Annotated in this window: 12 protein-coding genes and 3 pseudogenes; 6 read left to right on the forward strand and 9 right to left on the reverse strand. The window is 61.1% G+C overall.

The genetic code is table 11. The annotated features are described in order from the left end of the window. Positions 1–192 precede the first annotated feature (192 nt). From QM007_RS07940 to QM007_RS07960, 5 genes are read left to right on the forward strand one after another with little or no spacing between them, the layout of a single operon-like run. Entirely contained in the window at positions 193–591 is a 399-nt protein-coding gene (locus tag QM007_RS07940) for a hypothetical protein (protein ID WP_283489463.1), read from the forward strand. Then, positions 584–2,167, forward strand: coding sequence for a sensor histidine kinase (locus tag QM007_RS07945; RefSeq protein WP_283489464.1), 1,584 nt, complete (start codon positions 584–586; stop codon positions 2,165–2,167). Before QM007_RS07940 ends, QM007_RS07945 begins: the two co-directional genes overlap by 8 nt. 41 nt (positions 2,168–2,208) lie before the next feature. Further along, a complete protein-coding gene (locus QM007_RS07950; protein ID WP_185173230.1) occupies positions 2,209–2,871 on the forward strand; it encodes a response regulator transcription factor in 663 nt (220 codons plus the stop codon). Continuing rightward, the gene (locus QM007_RS07955) at positions 2,868–4,385 is read left to right on the forward strand and encodes an SLC13 family permease (RefSeq protein WP_283489465.1); all 1,518 of its coding nucleotides are present in this window, start codon (positions 2,868–2,870) and stop codon (positions 4,383–4,385) included. Before QM007_RS07950 ends, QM007_RS07955 begins: the two co-directional genes overlap by 4 nt. Positions 4,386–4,414: 29 nt before the next feature. Continuing rightward, the gene (locus QM007_RS07960) at positions 4,415–5,656 is read left to right on the forward strand and encodes a glycerate kinase family protein (protein ID WP_283489466.1); all 1,242 of its coding nucleotides are present in this window, start codon (positions 4,415–4,417) and stop codon (positions 5,654–5,656) included. Positions 5,657–5,685: 29 nt separating this feature from the next. Here the strand turns inward: QM007_RS07960 and QM007_RS07965 are convergent, their stop codons facing one another. Next, positions 5,686–7,260, reverse strand: coding sequence for an AMP-binding protein (locus QM007_RS07965; RefSeq protein ID WP_283489467.1), 1,575 nt, complete (start codon positions 7,258–7,260; stop codon positions 5,686–5,688). 158 nt (positions 7,261–7,418) lie between these two features. On the opposite strand from QM007_RS07965, the gene QM007_RS07970 reads away from it, so the two are divergent. Then, the gene (locus QM007_RS07970; protein ID WP_283489468.1) at positions 7,419–7,817 is read left to right on the forward strand and encodes an ankyrin repeat domain-containing protein; all 399 of its coding nucleotides are present in this window, start codon (positions 7,419–7,421) and stop codon (positions 7,815–7,817) included. A 109-nt stretch (positions 7,818–7,926) separates the two neighbouring features. Here QM007_RS07970 and QM007_RS07975 read toward each other — a convergent pair. The 8 genes and pseudogenes from QM007_RS07975 to QM007_RS08010 all read right to left on the reverse strand — a co-directional run. Beyond that, positions 7,927–8,415 (reverse strand): annotated as a pseudogene (locus QM007_RS07975) (arginine repressor); the annotation flags it as partial. 16 nt (positions 8,416–8,431) lie between these two features. Next, positions 8,432–9,388 carry an ornithine carbamoyltransferase gene (gene argF, locus QM007_RS07980; RefSeq protein ID WP_283489469.1) on the reverse strand — a complete coding sequence of 319 codons (957 nt, stop codon included), beginning with the start codon at positions 9,386–9,388 and terminating at the stop codon, positions 8,432–8,434. Positions 9,389–9,648: 260 nt separating this feature from the next. Further along, positions 9,649–10,505: pseudogene (locus QM007_RS07985) on the reverse strand (bifunctional ornithine acetyltransferase/N-acetylglutamate synthase); the annotation flags it as partial. Positions 10,506–10,549: 44 nt separating this feature from the next. Continuing rightward, positions 10,550–11,594 (reverse strand): annotated as a pseudogene (gene argC / locus QM007_RS07990) (N-acetyl-gamma-glutamyl-phosphate reductase). A 223-nt stretch (positions 11,595–11,817) separates the two neighbouring features. Next, positions 11,818–12,486, reverse strand: a complete 669-nt coding sequence (locus QM007_RS07995) for a hypothetical protein (protein WP_283489470.1) — start codon at positions 12,484–12,486, stop codon at positions 11,818–11,820. Positions 12,487–12,707: 221 nt separating this feature from the next. Beyond that, positions 12,708–15,260 carry a phenylalanine--tRNA ligase subunit beta gene (gene pheT, locus QM007_RS08000; protein WP_283489471.1) on the reverse strand — a complete coding sequence of 851 codons (2,553 nt, stop codon included), beginning with the start codon at positions 15,258–15,260 and terminating at the stop codon, positions 12,708–12,710. Between the two features lie 3 nt (positions 15,261–15,263). Continuing rightward, positions 15,264–16,391 carry a phenylalanine--tRNA ligase subunit alpha gene (gene pheS / locus QM007_RS08005; RefSeq protein WP_185173242.1) on the reverse strand — a complete coding sequence of 376 codons (1,128 nt, stop codon included), beginning with the start codon at positions 16,389–16,391 and terminating at the stop codon, positions 15,264–15,266. A 149-nt stretch (positions 16,392–16,540) separates the two neighbouring features. After that, entirely contained in the window at positions 16,541–16,981 is a 441-nt protein-coding gene (locus tag QM007_RS08010) for a hypothetical protein (RefSeq protein WP_283489472.1), read from the reverse strand. Positions 16,982–17,050: the final 69 nt, after the last annotated feature.

Genomic DNA, 17,050 nt, shown 5'->3' on the forward strand with positions numbered 1-17,050 from the left:
GGGAGGTCCCCGCAGGTTCTATAAATAATTATGCACACTCAGACATAATTATGCAAAACGTATCGGTCAATGATACGCGCTACTATCATCGCGCGCTACCCCAGAACCGGCAAGAGAAACGCGCACCCGAAAATGAAAAAACCTTAATGGAATACTCACAGAACCTTTAAAGACAACTGCCACACTAGAAACATGCTCAAGAAATACATGTTCGGAATCCTGCTTCTAGCAGCTGTTGGAATGGTTGCCGCTCTCGCTCTACTCATAAGCTTTCGAGGCCAGCTCGGCTATGAGGTAGACCCCATCGTCCTTGACCGCACCACCTCCCCCAGCTCGTCAGCGCCCGCCTCTGCTAGCTCATCGCCGTCGGCGACAAGCGAGAGCCCCAGCCCTGAGCCCACTACGAAGCAGGCAGCTGACCAGGCCACCCCGGCTGAAGAAGCCCCCGCGGTCGTGGAACAGGCACCGGCACCTGTGGTTGTCGAGCCAGCCCCCGCCCCCGTCGTCGTGGAGCAGGCACCCGCGCCAGCCCCGGCACCGGAGGACGATGACGACGACTACGAGGTCGATGACGATGGCCACCATGACTAACCCCCTCAAAAAGCTCCGGTCCAAGCATCACTCACAGGAGCAGACCAGTGTGCAGAACCAGCGCACCGGGTCAGTGCGCCTGCGCATCGTAGCCTGGATGGTTCTGGTCACGGCTTTCATCATCACCGGCCTGATCTTCACAGTGCGGGAGATTCTCATCAGTGAGGTAGGCACCAACGCCGTAGCAAGCACCGAAAGCGAAATTTCAGAGTTCCGCACCTTCGCTGAACTCGGAGTAGACCCCACCACCGCTGCCCCCTTCGAAGACCTAGACCAGATGCTCACAGCCTTTGTCTCCCGCCAGTTCACCGGCTATTCAGAACAGCTCATCGGTGTAACCAGCAACCAAGTCATTTTCATCGAAGAGCAGCAAGACTACGCCGAAGAAACCGGCTACAGGCTCCACCAGGACCAGAATCTACTGGCGCTCATCACAGGCTACGAGCGGACGTCGGGGATTGAGCAGACCCCGGCCGGCCCGGTTCACTGGGGCAAGATGGAGGTCACCCTCAACACCGATACCGGAACCCAAACCGGGCACCTCATTGTTGTGGGATACATCCAGCCTGAGCTCGATGCAGTGCAACACACCATCGTCACCATGATTTGGGTAGGGCTCGGTGGGCTGGTAGCTACCGTGCTCATCGCCTGGCTGGTTGCAGGCAGAATCACCAAACCGATTCGCAGCCTACGCACCGTAGCCCAAGCCATTAACGATAAAAACTTTTCAGGTCGAGTCGCCGTCAAGGGCGATGACGACGTGGCCGCAATGGGCCACACCTTTAACCAGATGCTTGACAGATTGGAGGAGTCAGCCATGATTGAACGCCAGTTTATGGACGATGTCAGCCACGAGCTGCGCACCCCCATCACCATCGTGCGCGGTCACCTTGAGCTCATGGACCGCACCGAGGAACAGGACCAGACCCTGCAGCTGGTTGACGACGAACTAGAACGCATGGGGCGTATCGTCGCTGACCTGCTCACCCTGGCCAAGTCGGAGCGTCCGGACTTTGTCTCTCCCCACCCGGTCGACGTAGCAGATTTGATGATCACCCTCGATTCAAAGGTGCAGGCCTTCACCGACCACCGCTGGATGATTTCAGATATTGCCGAAGGTGAGGTTGATCTTGATGAACAACGCATCACCCAGGCTATGGTGCAGCTCTGCGCCAACGCTGCCCAGTACTCCCCCGAGGGAACCACCATTTCTATCGGCTCAGCTTTCGAGGGAACAGGCCCACAGCGTGAACTCAAGCTCTGGGTACGTGACCAGGGCCCCGGCGTCAGTGCAGAAGACGCTGCCACCCTCTTCGAACGCTTCAAACGCAACAACGCGAAGAACCCCGCCACCGCCAAAAAGCACTCGGTGGGAGCAGGTCTGGGGCTGGCCATCGTCCGCTCCATTGCAGAAGCCCACGAGGGTTCCGTATGGATTGCCCAGCCCGACGACGGAATCGGGGCAATCTTTGGTATCACCCTGCCGGTCAACGCCCCCGCAGAGAGCGGCAAGGACGACACCGACGCCCTAGCAGACAACGTCTCCAGCGTTCGCTACCCCAGCTGGACCAAATAAAACTCTTAGACCCGACCGCACCATCAGAAAGAAGCCCCGCCATGAGCCATATCCTGATCGTTGAAGATGACCCGCGCATCTCGTCCTTTATCGTCAAGGGCCTGAAATCAGCCGGCTACACCTCAACCCTGATTGACGAAGGCCGCTCCGCCTACGCCCTGGCCAAGGTCAGCGACTTCGACCTCATCATCCTCGATGTGGGTCTTCCCGGTATGGACGGATTTACCATCATGAAGTCCCTGCGGGCTGAGGGCATCACCACCCCCATCATCATGCTCACCGCCCGTGACTCCGTTTCAGACACCCTCGAAGGTCTTGAAAACGGCGCCAACGACTACATGACCAAGCCCTTCCAGTTCGCTGAGCTGCTCGCCCGCATCCGACTGCGCCTGCTCGACACCAACCGCGAAGAAACCAACGCCTCGACCCTGGCCCACCGTAACCTTGAGCTTAACGTGCTGACCCGCCAGGTCACCGTCAACGGCACTATCGCTGAACTCACCAGCCGTGAATTCGCCCTGCTAGAGACCTTCATGAGGCACAAGAACCAGGTGCTCTCCCGAGAGCAGCTCCTGGGGCAGGTCTGGGGCATGGATTTCGACCCCAATTCAAACATCGTTGACGTCTACATTCGCGCACTCCGCAAAAAAATTGGTGATGACTACATCGCCACCGTTCGAGGGGCAGGCTACCGATTCGTATGAAACTTCTCTACTCATCCACCAATGCGCCGGCGCAGGAACCTGCCGTCATCACTGCTCCCCTCGCCATCGTCAAACCCAGCTTCATCACCGGCAAGCTACTGGTCTCCTTCTTTGTTGCTGTACTCCTCATCGGCGCTACTTCTATCACCGGACTGACCTCCACCGAGCTTTCACTTGAAGGCGCGCTGACCCTAGCTATCTTTATTCTTGCTATCTGGGCCTGGGTTTTTAGCCCTCTCTCAGATACCTACGTCTCGCTGGCAGCAGCTGTAGCCCTGGTTCTAACCGGCATTATCAGCACCGATCAATTCACAGCCTCGCTGGGCACCTCAGCCGTCTGGCTGCTGGTGGCAGCTGTGGTAATGGCTCAGGCTCTGACCGCGTCCGGTCTGACCCGCCGTCTCACCGCCCGGCTCGTCGCCCTAGCCCGCACCCCGCGTCAGCTGGCCCACCTCTACAACCTGGCGCTCTTTCTGACCGTCTACTTGGTGCCCTCCCCCTCAGGGCGTGCCGCACTTGCTCTGCCGATCTACCTGGCTATGGCTGAGGCTATGCCCGACCGTCCCAAGCTGGTCAAGGCTCTGGGTATTCTGGCTCCCTCAACGATCCTGGTTTCTGCCGTAGCCAGCTTTATCGGAGCGGGTGCCCACCTGGTCACCGCCGAAATCCTGGTGGCCTACGGACTAGAAACCATCGGCTTCTTAGAGTGGATGGTTCTGGGCTCAGGGCTGGGTCTGTTCGCCTCGCTCCTGGTCACCGAGCTGGTCTTCATCCTCTTCCCCACCCGAGACGACGCCCCGGCAAAACTACATATCGACCTTACAGACTTTGAAACCGAAGGCGGCACTCCCGTACGAGGCTCTCTCACCCAGGCAGAGAAAAACATCGCGTTGGTACTCGGCCTTGCAATCCTGCTCTGGTGCACAGAGTCCTTCCACGGGGTAGACCCGGTGATTGTGGCCGTGCTCGGTGCCCTGGCTGCCAGCGCTCCCCGTTTCGGTTCGGTCAAGCTCGCTGCCGCTCTCAAAAAGGCTCCCTGGCCCATGCTCATCTTCATGGCCACGACCCTGGCCATTGGTACCGCGCTCTCAGAATCGGGGGCCGCAACCTGGCTGGCAGAGTCAATCTTCTCCCCGGTTTCAGGGCTAGGACGCAGCGGCGCGGCAGCCTTCGTGCTTCTGGTCATTGCCCTCTCGACGGTGGCCCACCTGGTGATTCAGTCCCGCTCAGCCCGTTCGGCTGTGCTCGTCCCCCTGATTATCACCGCCGCGATTCCTCTGGGCGTCAACCCGGTAGCAGCCGCCTTCATCTCAACCGCAGCCGCCGGCTTCTGCCACACGCTGACCTCCAGCGCAAAGCCGGTAGCCCTCTTTGCCACCATTGACGGCCGCCCCACCTACACCCCATCCGACCTTCTCAAGCTTTCAGCCTGGCTGGCCCCACTCCACGCAGCACTCATTGCCGGCTTCGCCTTCTTCATCTGGCCGGCCCTGGGCCTGCCCCTCTACCTCTAAATCACCACACCTTTACAAGGAGAAACACCATGACTATGTCCATTCCCCAGCGTATTCTGATCGCCCCTTCCGGTTTCAAGGGCTCCCTCGAAGCTGATGTTGTAGCGGACGCCATTGCTTCCGGTATCCGCCGCGTGATTCCCGGTGTCAACACCGTGACCATGCCGATTCCAGACGGCGGTGAAGGTACCGCCAAGATGCTGGCTGGTTCCACCGGCGGCAAGCTCGTGCACACCAAGGTCACCGGCCCCGTAGGCCAGCAGGTTCGTTCCCACTACGCCCTGCTCGGCGGGGCCCAGGACGGCGTCGCGGTCGTTGAAATGGCAGCGGCAGCAGGGCTCTCCCTGGTACCTAAGGACCTGCGTAACCCCGCTGAAACCACCACCTACGGGGTGGGGCAGCTCATTGCTGCGGCACTCGATAACGACGATGTACACACCGTGCTGGTAGGCTGCGGCGACTCAGGCACCTCAGACGGCGGTGCCGGTGCCCTCTCAGCTTTGGGTGCCCGCATCCTCAACGAGGCCGGTGAAGAAATCCCCCTCGGCGGCGCTCACCTGACCGAGGCAGCGTCCATCGACTACTCCGGCCTGCACCCCCGCCTGGCCCAGGTGCGCATCGTCCTGGCTCTCAACCAACACAACATCCTGACCGGCCCCAAGGGCGTTGCCCGCGTCTTTGGTCCCCAGAAGGGTGCCACCCCCGAACAGGTTGAACAGCTGGATGCGGCCCTGACCCACTGGGCTAACCTGCTGGAGGAAACCTACGAGGACATGACCGACGGCAAGCTGCAGATGAACTTCCACACCGGGGCGGGCACCGGCGCATCCGGCGGTCTAGGGGCAGGACTGGCCTTTATCGGTGCCGAACTCACCCCCCGCTTTGAAGCGCTCATCGACTCCGGTCTGGCCGGCATCAATCTCGACGAAGAAATCCGCCACGCTGACCTTATTGTCACCGCAGAAGGCGCTATCGACTTCCAGACCCCCAAGGGCAAGGTTCCTGCAGAAATCGCCGCCCGCGCCCAGGGCTCTGGTGCTCCTGTGCTGGCCCTGGCTGGCTCTATCGGTAAGAAAGCCTACCGCGTACACGATGCCGGCATCGATGCCTTTGCCTCGATCATCCCCCTGCCCATGGATCTCGAAGATGCCCTAATCAACGGTGAAGAGCTGCTGACCGACTCGGCAGAGCGCACCTTCCGCATGATTCTGCTGGGTGCTTCCCTCTCAGCCTCCATGCAGTCCCGTCGGGCGCAGCTGGCTGCCGCCTAAGGTAACCGGCGAATGGTAGAAGCTCTCCCCTAGGCTTCCTGGGTGAGAGCCTCTGCCAGTACCCGCTTCAAGATTTTGCCGGTGGGCCCCAGTGGTAGCTCCTCTTTGAAGACATAGCGACGCGGGTACTTGTAGGCGGCAAGTTCAGCGCGGGCTAGGTTATCGAGAGCAGCTTCAAGGTCGCTAGTCTGCTCAGGGGTCAGTTCTTCTCTGGGGACAATAACGGCTACTACCTCTTCTCCCACCGTTTCTGAGGGCTGGCCGACAACCGCCGCTAAACGCACCTGCGGGTGGATGTAAAGAACGTCCTCAATTTCCCGCGGGTAAACACTGTTACCGTTACGCAAGATCATGTCTTTGAGGCGATCAACGATAAAGATATTGCCCTGCTCATCAAGGTAGGCAACGTCTCCGGTGGCAAACCAGCGCCCCGACATCACTGCCTCTGTAGCCTGGGCGTTATTCCAGTAACCGGCCATCACGTTGGGGCCAGCCACCCACAGTTCACCCGGCTCACCGGCAGCAAGCTCCTGCCCTTGACGGTCAACGACCTTCACATCAACCCCTGGTAAAGCCCGCCCTACCGACCCCATCACCAGGCCGTATTCTGCCCGGTTGAAGGAAACGACCGGGGCTGTTTCGCTCAGCCCGTAGCCCTCGTAGATGGGGAAGGACGCTAGCTGCTCGATCTCCGCGTGCACCGAGGCGGGCAGGGCGGCACCCCCTGAAATACCAAAGCGGACGCGCCCCTGCAGGCGGTGCGCAAGGGCCGGGTCGGTGCCCAGGTAGCTTGCCAGGGCACTATACATGGTGGGAACGGCGGCGAAGACGGTGACGCCCGCAGCTGCACAGAGCTGGGCTGCGCCACCCGGGGTAAAGCGCGGGAGTAGGGCTATAGCGGCACCGGCAGCCAGAACGGCGTTCATCGAAACGGTCTGGCCGAAAGCGTGGAAAAGAGGCAGTCCACCGAAAATCACGTCATCCGCTGTAAAACCAAAAACATCTACACAGGTCAGGGCGTTAGACAGCATATTGGCGTGGGTGAGGGTTGCGCCCTTGGGGGCCCCGGTGGTTCCCGAGGTGTAGAGAATAACGGCAGGCTTGTCGGTGGCAACCGATTGGGGTTCCCAGGCCTGCGGTGTAGGAGCGTCCGCGCCAAACATGGTCTCGGGTGAAAGCACCTCAAGCGCTACCTGCCCTCCTACCTCATCACGAATCTGGTCCAGCTCCTGGCCCACCCGAGTACCGGCGGCTGCAACAAGGAGCCGAGCACCGGCGTCCTGCACCTGATAAGCAGCTTCGCGGGCTGAGAGCAGCGGATGCATGGGTACTACCACAGCCCCCAGGGACAGGGCACCGTAGTAGAGGCCCACCATCGCAGGCACATTGGGTAGCGCCAAGGCCACCCGGTCATCGGCTACCACTCCGCGCTCACGCAACCAGCTACGCAAGCTGCCCGTATATTGCGCTAGCTGTCGATAGCTCATGGCCCCACCGGCCCAGGTCAGGGCAGTGCGGTCTTCGGCCGCGCGGGCCTGCAGCAGGGCCGCAATATTGTTCTGGGGTGAGGAATCGGGTGTCTGCTGAGCGTCTTTGGTATTCACAGGGAGCCTTTCCTTAGGGGGCCTAACCGGCCTCGCCCATTCTTTCATACAAGCCTGTCTAAAGCTTCTGAACGAAAGTTCTAAATAAGGTTGGCATGAGCTGTAGGGTGGTCTAGACAGGGTTGCTAAAGGGGCTTGCTTTCTGAGAAAGTGAAAGTATGACAGACGCGAATCATAGCCTGACCGAGCAGGATATCGACTTCCTCAACTCGGTTTTCGACCTGGCCCGGGACAACAAGCCGGTAGCCCTCAAATCTCTGTTTGACCAGGGCGTCCCCGCTGACCTGACCAATGCCAAGGGCGACACCCTGCTCATCCTAGCTGCCTACCACGAACACGCTGAGCTGGTTCAGCTGCTCATCAATGAGGGTGCCGATCTTGACCGCCTGAACGAGCGGGGCCAGACCGCCCTGGTATGCGCTACCTTCCGTAACAATCTGCCCATCGCCCGCATGCTGCTCGATGCCGGTGCCGATGAGACCCTTGGATCGCAGACTCCCGCCGACGTTGCAAAGTTCTTCGAGTTTGACGAGATGAAGAAGCTTTTCGAGGGGTAATGGGTTAGACCGGCAGCACCGCCGGGTCCCACCTGCCCCTGTTGTTCAGCCCCGGTCTTCGACGATGAAGACCGGGGCTTATTCACGCTGTCTGGCTGTGGATAACGACTTAGGCCGCCCACTCTAGGAAGAGGCCAGCAACCTTTTCACCGCCATTGGGGTCGCGGGTGATGACCATGACGGTGTCGTCGCCCGCGATGGATCCCAGCAAGGGCTCAAGACCTGCCTGGTCAATCGCTGAGGCCAGGAACTGGGCTGCACCTGGCGGGGTACGCAAGATGACCAGGTTGGCTGAGGCCTCCGCGGTTACCAGCAGTTCTTTGAAGAGGGAAACGAGGCGGGCGTCGGGCCCTTCCTGACTGCTTCGACGGACGGGGTGGTTGGGCACGGCGTAGATGAGCCCGGATTTTTCATCGCGCACCCGCTCTGCGCCAATTTCCACCAGGTCGCGGGAGAGGGTTGCCTGGGTGACTTTGAGCCCGTCGTTGGTGAGGATCTGGGCCAGTTCTGCCTGTGAGCGCACACGGTGGGTTTGGAGTACCTCGATGATGCGGGCTTGCCGCGCGGTTTTGGTGGAGGGAATCGCCATTGTTTCTTCTCTTTTTCTAGTCGGTTTAGCTAAGGGCTGTGCGGACGTCGGTGGCTAGCTTGGACTCGGCGAGCAGGAAGGCCATGAGGGCTTTTTGGGCGTGCAGACGGTTTTCTGCTTCGTCGAAGACCACGGAGGCGGGCCCGTCAATGACTTCGGCTGTGACTTCGTAGCCGCGGTAGGCGGGTAGGCAGTGCAGGAAGATGGCACCGTCGGCGGCCTTGTTCATGGCTTCGCTGGTGACGGTGTAGGGCTTGAAGACCTGAGCGCGGGCTTCTTTTTCGTCCTCTTGACCCATGGAGACCCAAGTGTCGGTGATCACGACGTCGGCGCCGACCAGGGCCTGGTCGGGATCGGTGGTGACCAGGATTGAGCCACCGGTTTCGGTTGCCCGTTGCTGGGCTTCTGCGATGACGGAGTCAGCAGGGAGGTAGCCGTCGGGGCCGGCGATACGTACGTGCATACCGGCGGTGGCGCCACCGAGTAGGTAGGAGTTGGCCATGTTGTTGGCGGCATCGCCCAGGTAAACCATGGTGAGGCCGGCCAGCTGGCCCTTGTGCTCGCGGATAGTGAGCAGGTCGGCGAGGATCTGGCAGGGGTGGTAGTCGTCGGAGAGAGCGTTGATGACGGGCACGCGCGAGTGCTGGGCCATTTCTTCGAGCCCTGCTTGGGCGTAGGTGCGCCAGATAATGGTGGAGACCATGCGGGAGATCACCTTGGCGGTATCTGAAATGGTTTCCTTATGCCCAAGCTGGGCCTCCCCGGGGTTAACGATCAGGGGGTTGCCGCCGAGTTCTGCGATACCGGCGTGGAAGGAGAAGCGGGTACGGGTAGAGGTCTTGTCAAAAATGACGGCGGCGGTTTGGGGCCCTGCCAGGGGCTTGTAGCCGTAGCGATCCGCCTTCATGGAGGCAGCCAAATCGAGCACCTGTGCCTGCTCGGCGGGGGTGAGGTCGGTGTCTTTGAGGAAGTGGCGTACCACGGTTTTCTCCTAGGGTTAGGGGCAGCGTTTCAGCTGACCTTCCATTATATGCACAGTTACTGATAATTATGCAGTATGTGAATAGACGAATAGAAGTACACGTCGCGGACGCCCTGCACATCTGCATTTACTGCTGTCGTGCCTCAGCCAGAATCGCTGGGAAGGCAGCGGTGAACTCCGCTAGTTCGGCGTCGGTGATGGTCAGGGCCGGGGCGATGCGGACGGTTCGGGCGTCCGGGGCGTTGACGATGAATCTTGCTGCCCAGGCCCTTGGCCAGAGTGATGGCGTCTGGCAGGTTCTCGCCGGTGGGTTCACGGGCACGGGTGAGGTAACTTGCGAGCAGAGGCAGGATGCCGTCCTCCCTCTGGATGGGTTCGACGATGAGGGCAGCGACGTCGTCGGTCAGATTTTCTTCGAGGGCTTCGAGGGTAGCGGGTATATGTTTGATGCCGGTGGGAAGCGGTTCGAAGGGCTCACGGTAGGCGGGCTTCCAGGTGAGGGAAAGAGCCCCGATAGTTCGCCCGTGGAAGCCGTGGTCAAGGGCGAGGATGGTGCCTTTGCTGTGGAGGTTACCGTGGCGGCGGGCAAGTTTATAGGCAGCTTCGTTGGCTTCAGTGCCGGGGTTGCAGAAAAAGACTTTGCCATCATCGGCGCCCAGGTAACCCAGCAGGCGGTGGGCCAGAGAGATTTGTTGGGGGCTGGTGAAGAAGTTCGAGACGTGGGCTAGGGTTGCAGCCTGCCCACTCACGGCTTTCACCCAGGCGGGGTGGGCGTGGCCAAGGGCGTTGACGGCTATGCCGCCGAGCAGGTCGGCAACGAGTTCAGCGGACGCGTGCGTGTCTTGGAAGCCGGGGCACCGGTGCAGGCGTTAGCGCCGCCGGAGTTGAGCAGGATGGCGTCAGCCCGCCCGCCGCTGATGACCTGCTGGCTCCACAGGACGGGGGTAGCGGCAAAGCGGTTGCTGGTGAAGACGGCGGCAGCGTGTTTGACGGGCCCGTCATTGACGACCAGGGCGACGTCCTTTTTACCCTCGACGGCGCTGATTCCGGCGCGGACGCCCGCGGCGCGGAAGCCCGCGGCGCGGAAGCCCGCGGCGCGGAAGCCCCGGGGGAAGATGACTCCCTGGGTGGTGATGCCTTCGATCTGGTGGATAGTGTCGGTCACGGTGCGAGTCCTTCCTGGAGCAGACCTGCGTTTTCGGGGAGCCCGAGGGCAATGTTCATGGATTGGATGGCACCTCCGGCGGTGCCCTTGGCTAGGTTGTCGATGACGCTGGTGACAATCACGCGCCCGGCGTGGGCGTCGAAGGCCAGCTGCATTTCGGCGTGGTTGGAGCCCTGCACGCTCTTGGTGGTGGGCCACTGCCCTTCGGGGAGCAGAAGCACGAACTGCTCGCTGACGTAGGCAGCCTGCCAGGCTTCACGCAGCTGGGCCTCGGTCACGCCGGGGCGCACGCGCGCGGTGGCGGTGGCCAGAATGCCGCGGGGCATGGGAGCCAGGGTGGGCGTAAAGGAAATCTGCACCTGCTCCCCCGCTATGGTGGAAAGTTTTTCTTCAATCTCGGGAGTGTGCCGGTGGGAGCCGCCAACCCCATAGGGGCTCATGCCGCCCATGACCTCTGCTGAGAGCAGGTGGGGCTTGAGGCTCTTCCCTGCCCCCGAAGGTTCCCGAGGCGGCAACGATGACAACATCGGTGGGTTCCAGCAGGCCTGCGGCAAAACCAGGAGCCAGGGCCAGGATGGACGCTGTGGGGTAGCAGCCGGGCACAGCAACTCGCTTGCTCCCCACCAGGTTCTCACGCTGTTTGCCGCTGAGGGTGGGCAGCTCGGGCAGGCCGTAGGGCCAGGTGCCGGAGTGGCCTGAACCGTAGAACTTGACCCAGGCGTCGGCGTTCTCTAGGCGGTGGTCTGCCCCGGCGTCAATCACCAGGGTGTTCTCGGGTAGCTGGGCTGCGATCTCGGCACTGGCCCCGTGGGGCAGAGCCATGAAGACTACGTCGTGCCCGCTCAGGGCTTCAGCGGTAGTATCGGCAACGACCAGGTCGGCATAGGCGCGAAGGTGGGGGGCGAGGTCGCCCAGGCGGGAGCCAGCGGACGAGTGCGCGGCCACGGTTTTATCCTCAACGTGGGGGTGGGTAGCCAGCAGGCGCAGAATCTCACCACCGGCATACCCGGTGGCTCCTGTGACAGCTACGGTGATAGTCATAGCACCATCTTTGCATGTTTTTGCACAGTAGTAAATATTTATGCACTATGTTTCGCAATGTGAACCGGCAGGCACCAAGCCACCCACGCGCGTCCGCCCCCATCCCCCCCTCCACCTCTCACAAGGGGACCTGAAAACCAAAAAGGGACCGCATAATTTGCGGTCCCTTTTTGAAAATGTGGTCCTCTTGGTGTTGCGGGTGAGGGGTGGTGAACAGCTCAACCTAGTCGAGCACCTCGGTGCTCTTGCGCTTGCGAATCATCATGAAGGTACCGGCAATACCGGCGCCAAAAACCAGAATCGCACCGGCAAGACGCATCATGGCGCTACGCTTCTGCGATGCAACGGTATCTTCGGTCACTGGAACCAGGCTGCCCTCTTCGCCGGTACGGGCCACAGTCAGATGGCTATCGTCAGTCTGCACTAGCAGGGCATCAACGGTCTCGGGGAAGTCAGCGCTCACGGTACCGGTCTGGGAGCCGCGGAACTCCACGGTAGACCCCGGGTTAACCTGTGCCGGGTCGGCAATGTCAGAGATGAAAGTTTTACCGGTCATAGCGGTGTTATCGGGCAGATTGCCGGTGTAGATGGCAACGTTGTTATCACCCAGCAGGTCGCTGGTGACCTTTTCGAAGGTACCGGTCATCACCCAGGAGCGCCCCTCGTAGCCCTCGTTAGCGCGGGCCTCGTTGAAGGTGCGAACACCGCCAATCAGCAGGATAATGGCAAAGATGGAGGCCAGAATCATGATGCCCGCCGCAGCCAGCTTGGGGCCGAGCGGCCCGCGGGGTTCCTCGTAGCCATCTTCCTCTTCCGCGAAGGTGAAGAAGTCGTCGGTGCGGTCATCTTCGTCGAAGTTATCGCGGTCTTCGAGGTAGCGCTGATCGCTCACGGTGCATCTCCAGAGGTTGTGGGTGATTGCCTAGATAAAGGCGGAAGTCCATTCTACCGCGTCAGCCGCTAAAAGGCTTATCGGTCTCACAGAAGGGTCAGCTTTTTCAGCGGTGCCTCCCAGGTACTACCCTGAGCCTCCCCGCAATCCACCCATTGCAGCCAAAGAGCCCGGCGGGCGCGCGTCCGCCGGGCTCTACCCGATTCTAGAGTCTGTAGTGCTTAGGCTCGCTGAATCGCGCCAAAGCGTTCAGCAGCCAGGGCCACACCGGCTTCACGGGCCTCGGAGGCCTCGTCGGCGGTTAGGGTGCGGTCGGTGGCGCGGAAGCGCAGGGCGAAGGCCAGGGACTTCTTGCCCTCTTCGATACCGGTGCCGCGGTAGTCGTCGAAAACGCGGACGTCCTCGAGCAGCTCCCCTGCGCCTTCGGCCAGGGCGGCGGCAACGTCAGCGGCAGGAACTGCGGCATCGACGACCAGGGCGACATCCTGGTTGGCGGCCGGGTAGCCGGAGATACCGGTAGCCTGCACTGCCTCGCCCGCCTCAGCGATCAGGGCGGTGAAGTTGAGCTCGAAGGCGCTGGTGCGCTCAGGCAGGTTGAGCTTAGCCAGCAACTTGGGGTGCAGTTCACCGGCGTAGGCGATGACCTCACCGGCTGCATTCTTGAGCACGGCGGTGCGGCCGGGGTGGAAGGCCTGGTGCTCGCCGTTTTGGGCGGTGAGCTTCACGCCCGCCGCATCGGCTACCAGCAGCACAGAGTCCAGGGCATCGCGCCAGTCAAAGGCACGGGCGGTGATTCCCGGGGTTTCCTCGTGCTCAGCACCGGCGAAAAGACCGGCGATATGGCGGGGCTGGTCGGGAATACCGGCGTTCAAATCTGCCAGGACCTCATCGGCAGGCTTGACGCCCAAACCGGGGATGGAGGCTGACCCCAGCTGGGTGCCGGGAATGAAGACGGAGCCGGTCTCGTAGATGGCCAGGTTCTTGAAGCCGCGGGAGAGGTTGCGGGAGAGCACCTCGGTCAGACCGGGCAGCAGGGAGCGGCGCATCCAGCCCTGGGCGGACGAGATGGGGTTAGCCAGGCGGATAGAATCCACCTTTTCACCGGCGACAGGGGTTGCCCAGAGGTTGTTATCTTCATCGGAGACGAAGGGGTAGGCAAAGACCTCGGTCAGGCCCGATGCTGCCAGGGCGTTGAGTGCCCGGCGGCACAGGGTCTGCTCGACGGTATAACCGCGACCGGGAGGGGCCACGGGCAGGGTCGAGGGAATCTTATCGTAGCCCACCAGGCGGGCAACTTCCTCGGTCAAATCTTCCTTGGCGCCCAGGTCGGTGCGCCATGAGGGCACGGTGACCTCATAGGAACCCTCGGCTACCTCAACGCTGGCGCCAATCTGCTCCAGAGAGCCAACAATCTGCTCTTCGGTGTAGTCGATGCCAATGCGGCCTGCGGTGTAATCGGCGGGCAGGGAGATGACGGTGGGCTTGAAGTTGCCACCGGCGTCCGTCACGCCCTCATCAACGGTTGCACCTGCCAGCTCAACCAGCAGGTCAACGGCACGCTGGGCGGCAGCGGCCTGAATCTGGGGGTCAACGCCGCGTTCAAAACGCTTGGATGCCTCAGATGAAAGCTTGTGACGGCGGGCGGTGCGGGCGATGGAGACCTCGTCGAAACGGGCTGCCTCAATGACGATGCGGGTGGTGGAGTCGCTGACCTCAGTGGAGGCCCCGCCCATCACGCCTGCCAGGCCGATGGGGCCGGACTCGTCGGTAATTAGCAGGTCTTCGACGTTGAGCTCGCGCTCCTTCTCGTCCAGGGTGGTGAGCTTCTCGCCAGCTTCGGCGCGGCGCACGGTGATGCCACCTGCCAGCTTGTCTGCATCGTAGAAGTGTAGGGGCTGGCCGGTTTCGAGCATGACGTAGTTGGAGATATCAACCGGCAGGGAGACAGAGCGGACGCCCGCCAGGCGCAGGCGGGAGGACATCCAGGTGGGCACGGGGGCGGTTGCGTCCACACCGCTGACCGAGCGGGCAACGAAGCGGGTGGCGCCGTCCTTGCCGTGAATGGGTGCTGAGTCGGTCAGGGTGACGGGCAGGCCCGCACCGTTGGCAGCGGGTGCCTTGGCGGCCAGGTCGAGCACGAAGTCATCGAAGACATTACCGGTGGCGTGGCAGTATTCGCGGGCGATACCGCGAATGGAGAAGCCGTAGCCGCGGTCGGGGGTGACGTTCACTTCAGCGGCTTCGTCGTAGAGGCCCAGCAGCTCCATGGCGTCGGTGCCAACCTCGGGGTCAAGCCCCAGGGTGGAGAGCACCAGAATACCGCCGTGGTCCTCGCCGATGCCGAGCTCCTTGACGGAGGCGATCATGCCAGCTGACTTGTGGCCGTAGGTCTTGCGGGCGGTAATAGCGAAGCCGCCGGGCAGTACAGCGCCGGGCAGGGTGACAACGACCTTGTCACCGGGCTTGAAGTTGTGGGCGCCACAGATAATGCCCTGCACACCAGACTCTTCGATGCCCTTACCGGTCAGGGTCTGCTTCTGCCCCTCAGGCACAACGCGCACCTGGCACCAGTTAACGGTCTTACCGTTGGAGTGGGTTTCGGGCTCCATCGAGAGTACCTGACCCACCACGATGGGGCCGGTCAACTCATCGGTCGGGCGGTGAACGTCTTCTTCTTCAAGGCCAACCTTAACCAGGGTAGCCATAACGTCTTCGGCATTTGCGTCGGCCGGAACGGGTGCGTATTCACGCAGCCAGGAAAGGGGTACGCGCATGGGTTAGATCTCCATCTTGAACTGCTGTGAGAAACGGACGTCGCCTTCAATCATGTCGCGCATATCCTGCACGCCATTGCGGAACATGAGGGTACGTTCGATGCCCATACCGAAAGCGAAACCTGAGTAAACCTCGGGGTCAACGCCGGCTGCTCGCAGCACGTTGGGGTTGACCATGCCGCAGCCGCCCCACTCGATCCAGCGGGGGCCGCCCTTGGCGTCCGGGTGCCAGACGTCCAGCTCGGCCGAAGGCTCAGTGAAGGGGAAGTAGTTGGGGCGCAGACGAATCTTTGCTTCTTCGCCGAACATGGCGCGGGCCATGTGCTCCAGGGTGCCCTTGAGGTCTGCCATGGTCAGGCCCTTATCGACGGCCAGGCCCTCAATCTGGTGGAAGACCGGGGTGTGAGTGGCATCGAGCTCATCGGTGCGGTAGACCTGGCCGGGGCAGACCACGTACAAGGGCAGGTCACGAGACAGCAGGGAACGCATCTGCACCGGTGAAGTGTGGGTACGCAGCATCAGGTGGGCACTGGTGGGCTCCACGAAGAAGGTGTCCTGCAGCTCACGCGCCGGGTGGTCAGGCTTAAAGTTCAGCGAATCAAAGTTGTACCACTCTGATTCAAGTTCGGGGCCGTCGGCAATCTCCCAGCCCATGCCCACGAAGATATCGCACATCTGCTCCTGCAGGACGCTGATGGGGTGGCGGCCGCCGATACGGCGGCGGGGAGTGTGGGCAGTGACGTCCACAGCTTCTTCAACCAGGATGCGAGCGTCGCGCTCTTCTTCCAGCTCAGCGTTACGGGCCTCAAGAGCCTTAGTCAGGCGTCCGCGCGCCTGGCCCATGAGCTTACCCACCTCAGCCTTGTGCTCCTTACGCAGATCACGCATCTGCTTATTAGCCAGGGTGAAGCCAGCCTTATCGCCGGTGAAATCCAGGCGCACGCGCTTAAGTTCTTCGAAGTCAGCGGTTTTTTCAGCGATTTCCTTCTGCGCACGCTCAAACTCGGCGGTGAAGGCTTCGCGGACGGTCGCCAGACCGTTCTCGGGGTCTTTTTCTAGAATGGCGCGAATGTTAGCCAGCACCTGGAAGGGTGTGGGGTTCTCAGGCACCTCGGGCAAAGAATCAGTCATCTGCACTTCTCTTCACATTGTGGGCGAAACGGGCGCTTACCGCGCCCAGGGCATCAAGACAATAGTTTAGTGCAAAAAGGTGAAGCAGGTTCGCGCTCGATGGGAACAGAGCGGACGCTGCCCGCAGGTAGATCACCGCTAGCAAGCAGTTAGGGCGCTGGAATAACATCAACCCGTTCAAAGAAGGCACGGGCAACAGGGGTGAAGGTTAGGCCAAGCCAAGTGAGGTTGGCTAGAGACCACGTCAAGAAGCAGGCCATAATTCCCGGATTTATACCAGAGGGCATAGTCCAGATGAGAGAAATGAGCGAGACAGTACTGACAACCGTGCAGACAAACCCGAGTAGGTTAGCGGCGCCTGCTTTTTGCCAGGTACCGGTGCGGCGGATAACCCAGATGTAGAGCAAGGAGATGAGGGCAATTGAAATAACAGCACTCACGATTCCTCGTGTACCACTGACATCAAGGGAAGTGACCGTCAACGTTAGGTAGGCGATGCCCGACAGCACTAAAATGCCCTGCATTACCCGGATAACCGTGGGCACCTCTCCCCTGCTAAAGGCCAGTTGCTGTTTCTCTTTTTCTTTCATCAATCATCAGTCTCCTTTCTTTTAGCGTAACGACCACCCGGTCACGATTCAAGATTATGAAGCGCGCAC

Origin of the sequence: Rothia sp. SD9660Na, assembly GCF_030064065.1 — a bacterium.
Taxonomy (GTDB): Bacteria; Actinomycetota; Actinomycetes; order Actinomycetales; family Micrococcaceae; genus Rothia.

Bases quoted from the DNA above. Each gene is read 5' to 3' on its own strand.
- QM007_RS07950 (WP_185173230.1), top strand. From the start codon at position 2,209: ATGAGCCATATCCTGATCGTTGAAGATGACCCGCGCATCTCGTCCTTT.
- QM007_RS07970 (WP_283489468.1), top strand. From the start codon at position 7,419: ATGACAGACGCGAATCATAGCCTGACCGAGCAGGATATCGACTTCCTC.
- pheS (WP_185173242.1), bottom strand. From the start codon at position 16,391: ATGACTGATTCTTTGCCCGAGGTGCCTGAGAACCCCACACCCTTCCAG.
- QM007_RS08010 (WP_283489472.1), bottom strand. From the start codon at position 16,981: ATGAAAGAAAAAGAGAAACAGCAACTGGCCTTTAGCAGGGGAGAGGTG.
- pheT (WP_283489471.1), bottom strand. From the start codon at position 15,260: ATGCGCGTACCCCTTTCCTGGCTGCGTGAATACGCACCCGTTCCGGCC.
- QM007_RS07960 (WP_283489466.1), top strand. From the start codon at position 4,415: ATGACTATGTCCATTCCCCAGCGTATTCTGATCGCCCCTTCCGGTTTC.
- QM007_RS07940 (WP_283489463.1), top strand. From the start codon at position 193: ATGCTCAAGAAATACATGTTCGGAATCCTGCTTCTAGCAGCTGTTGGA.
- QM007_RS07945 (WP_283489464.1), top strand. From the start codon at position 584: ATGACTAACCCCCTCAAAAAGCTCCGGTCCAAGCATCACTCACAGGAG.
- QM007_RS07955 (WP_283489465.1), top strand. From the start codon at position 2,868: ATGAAACTTCTCTACTCATCCACCAATGCGCCGGCGCAGGAACCTGCC.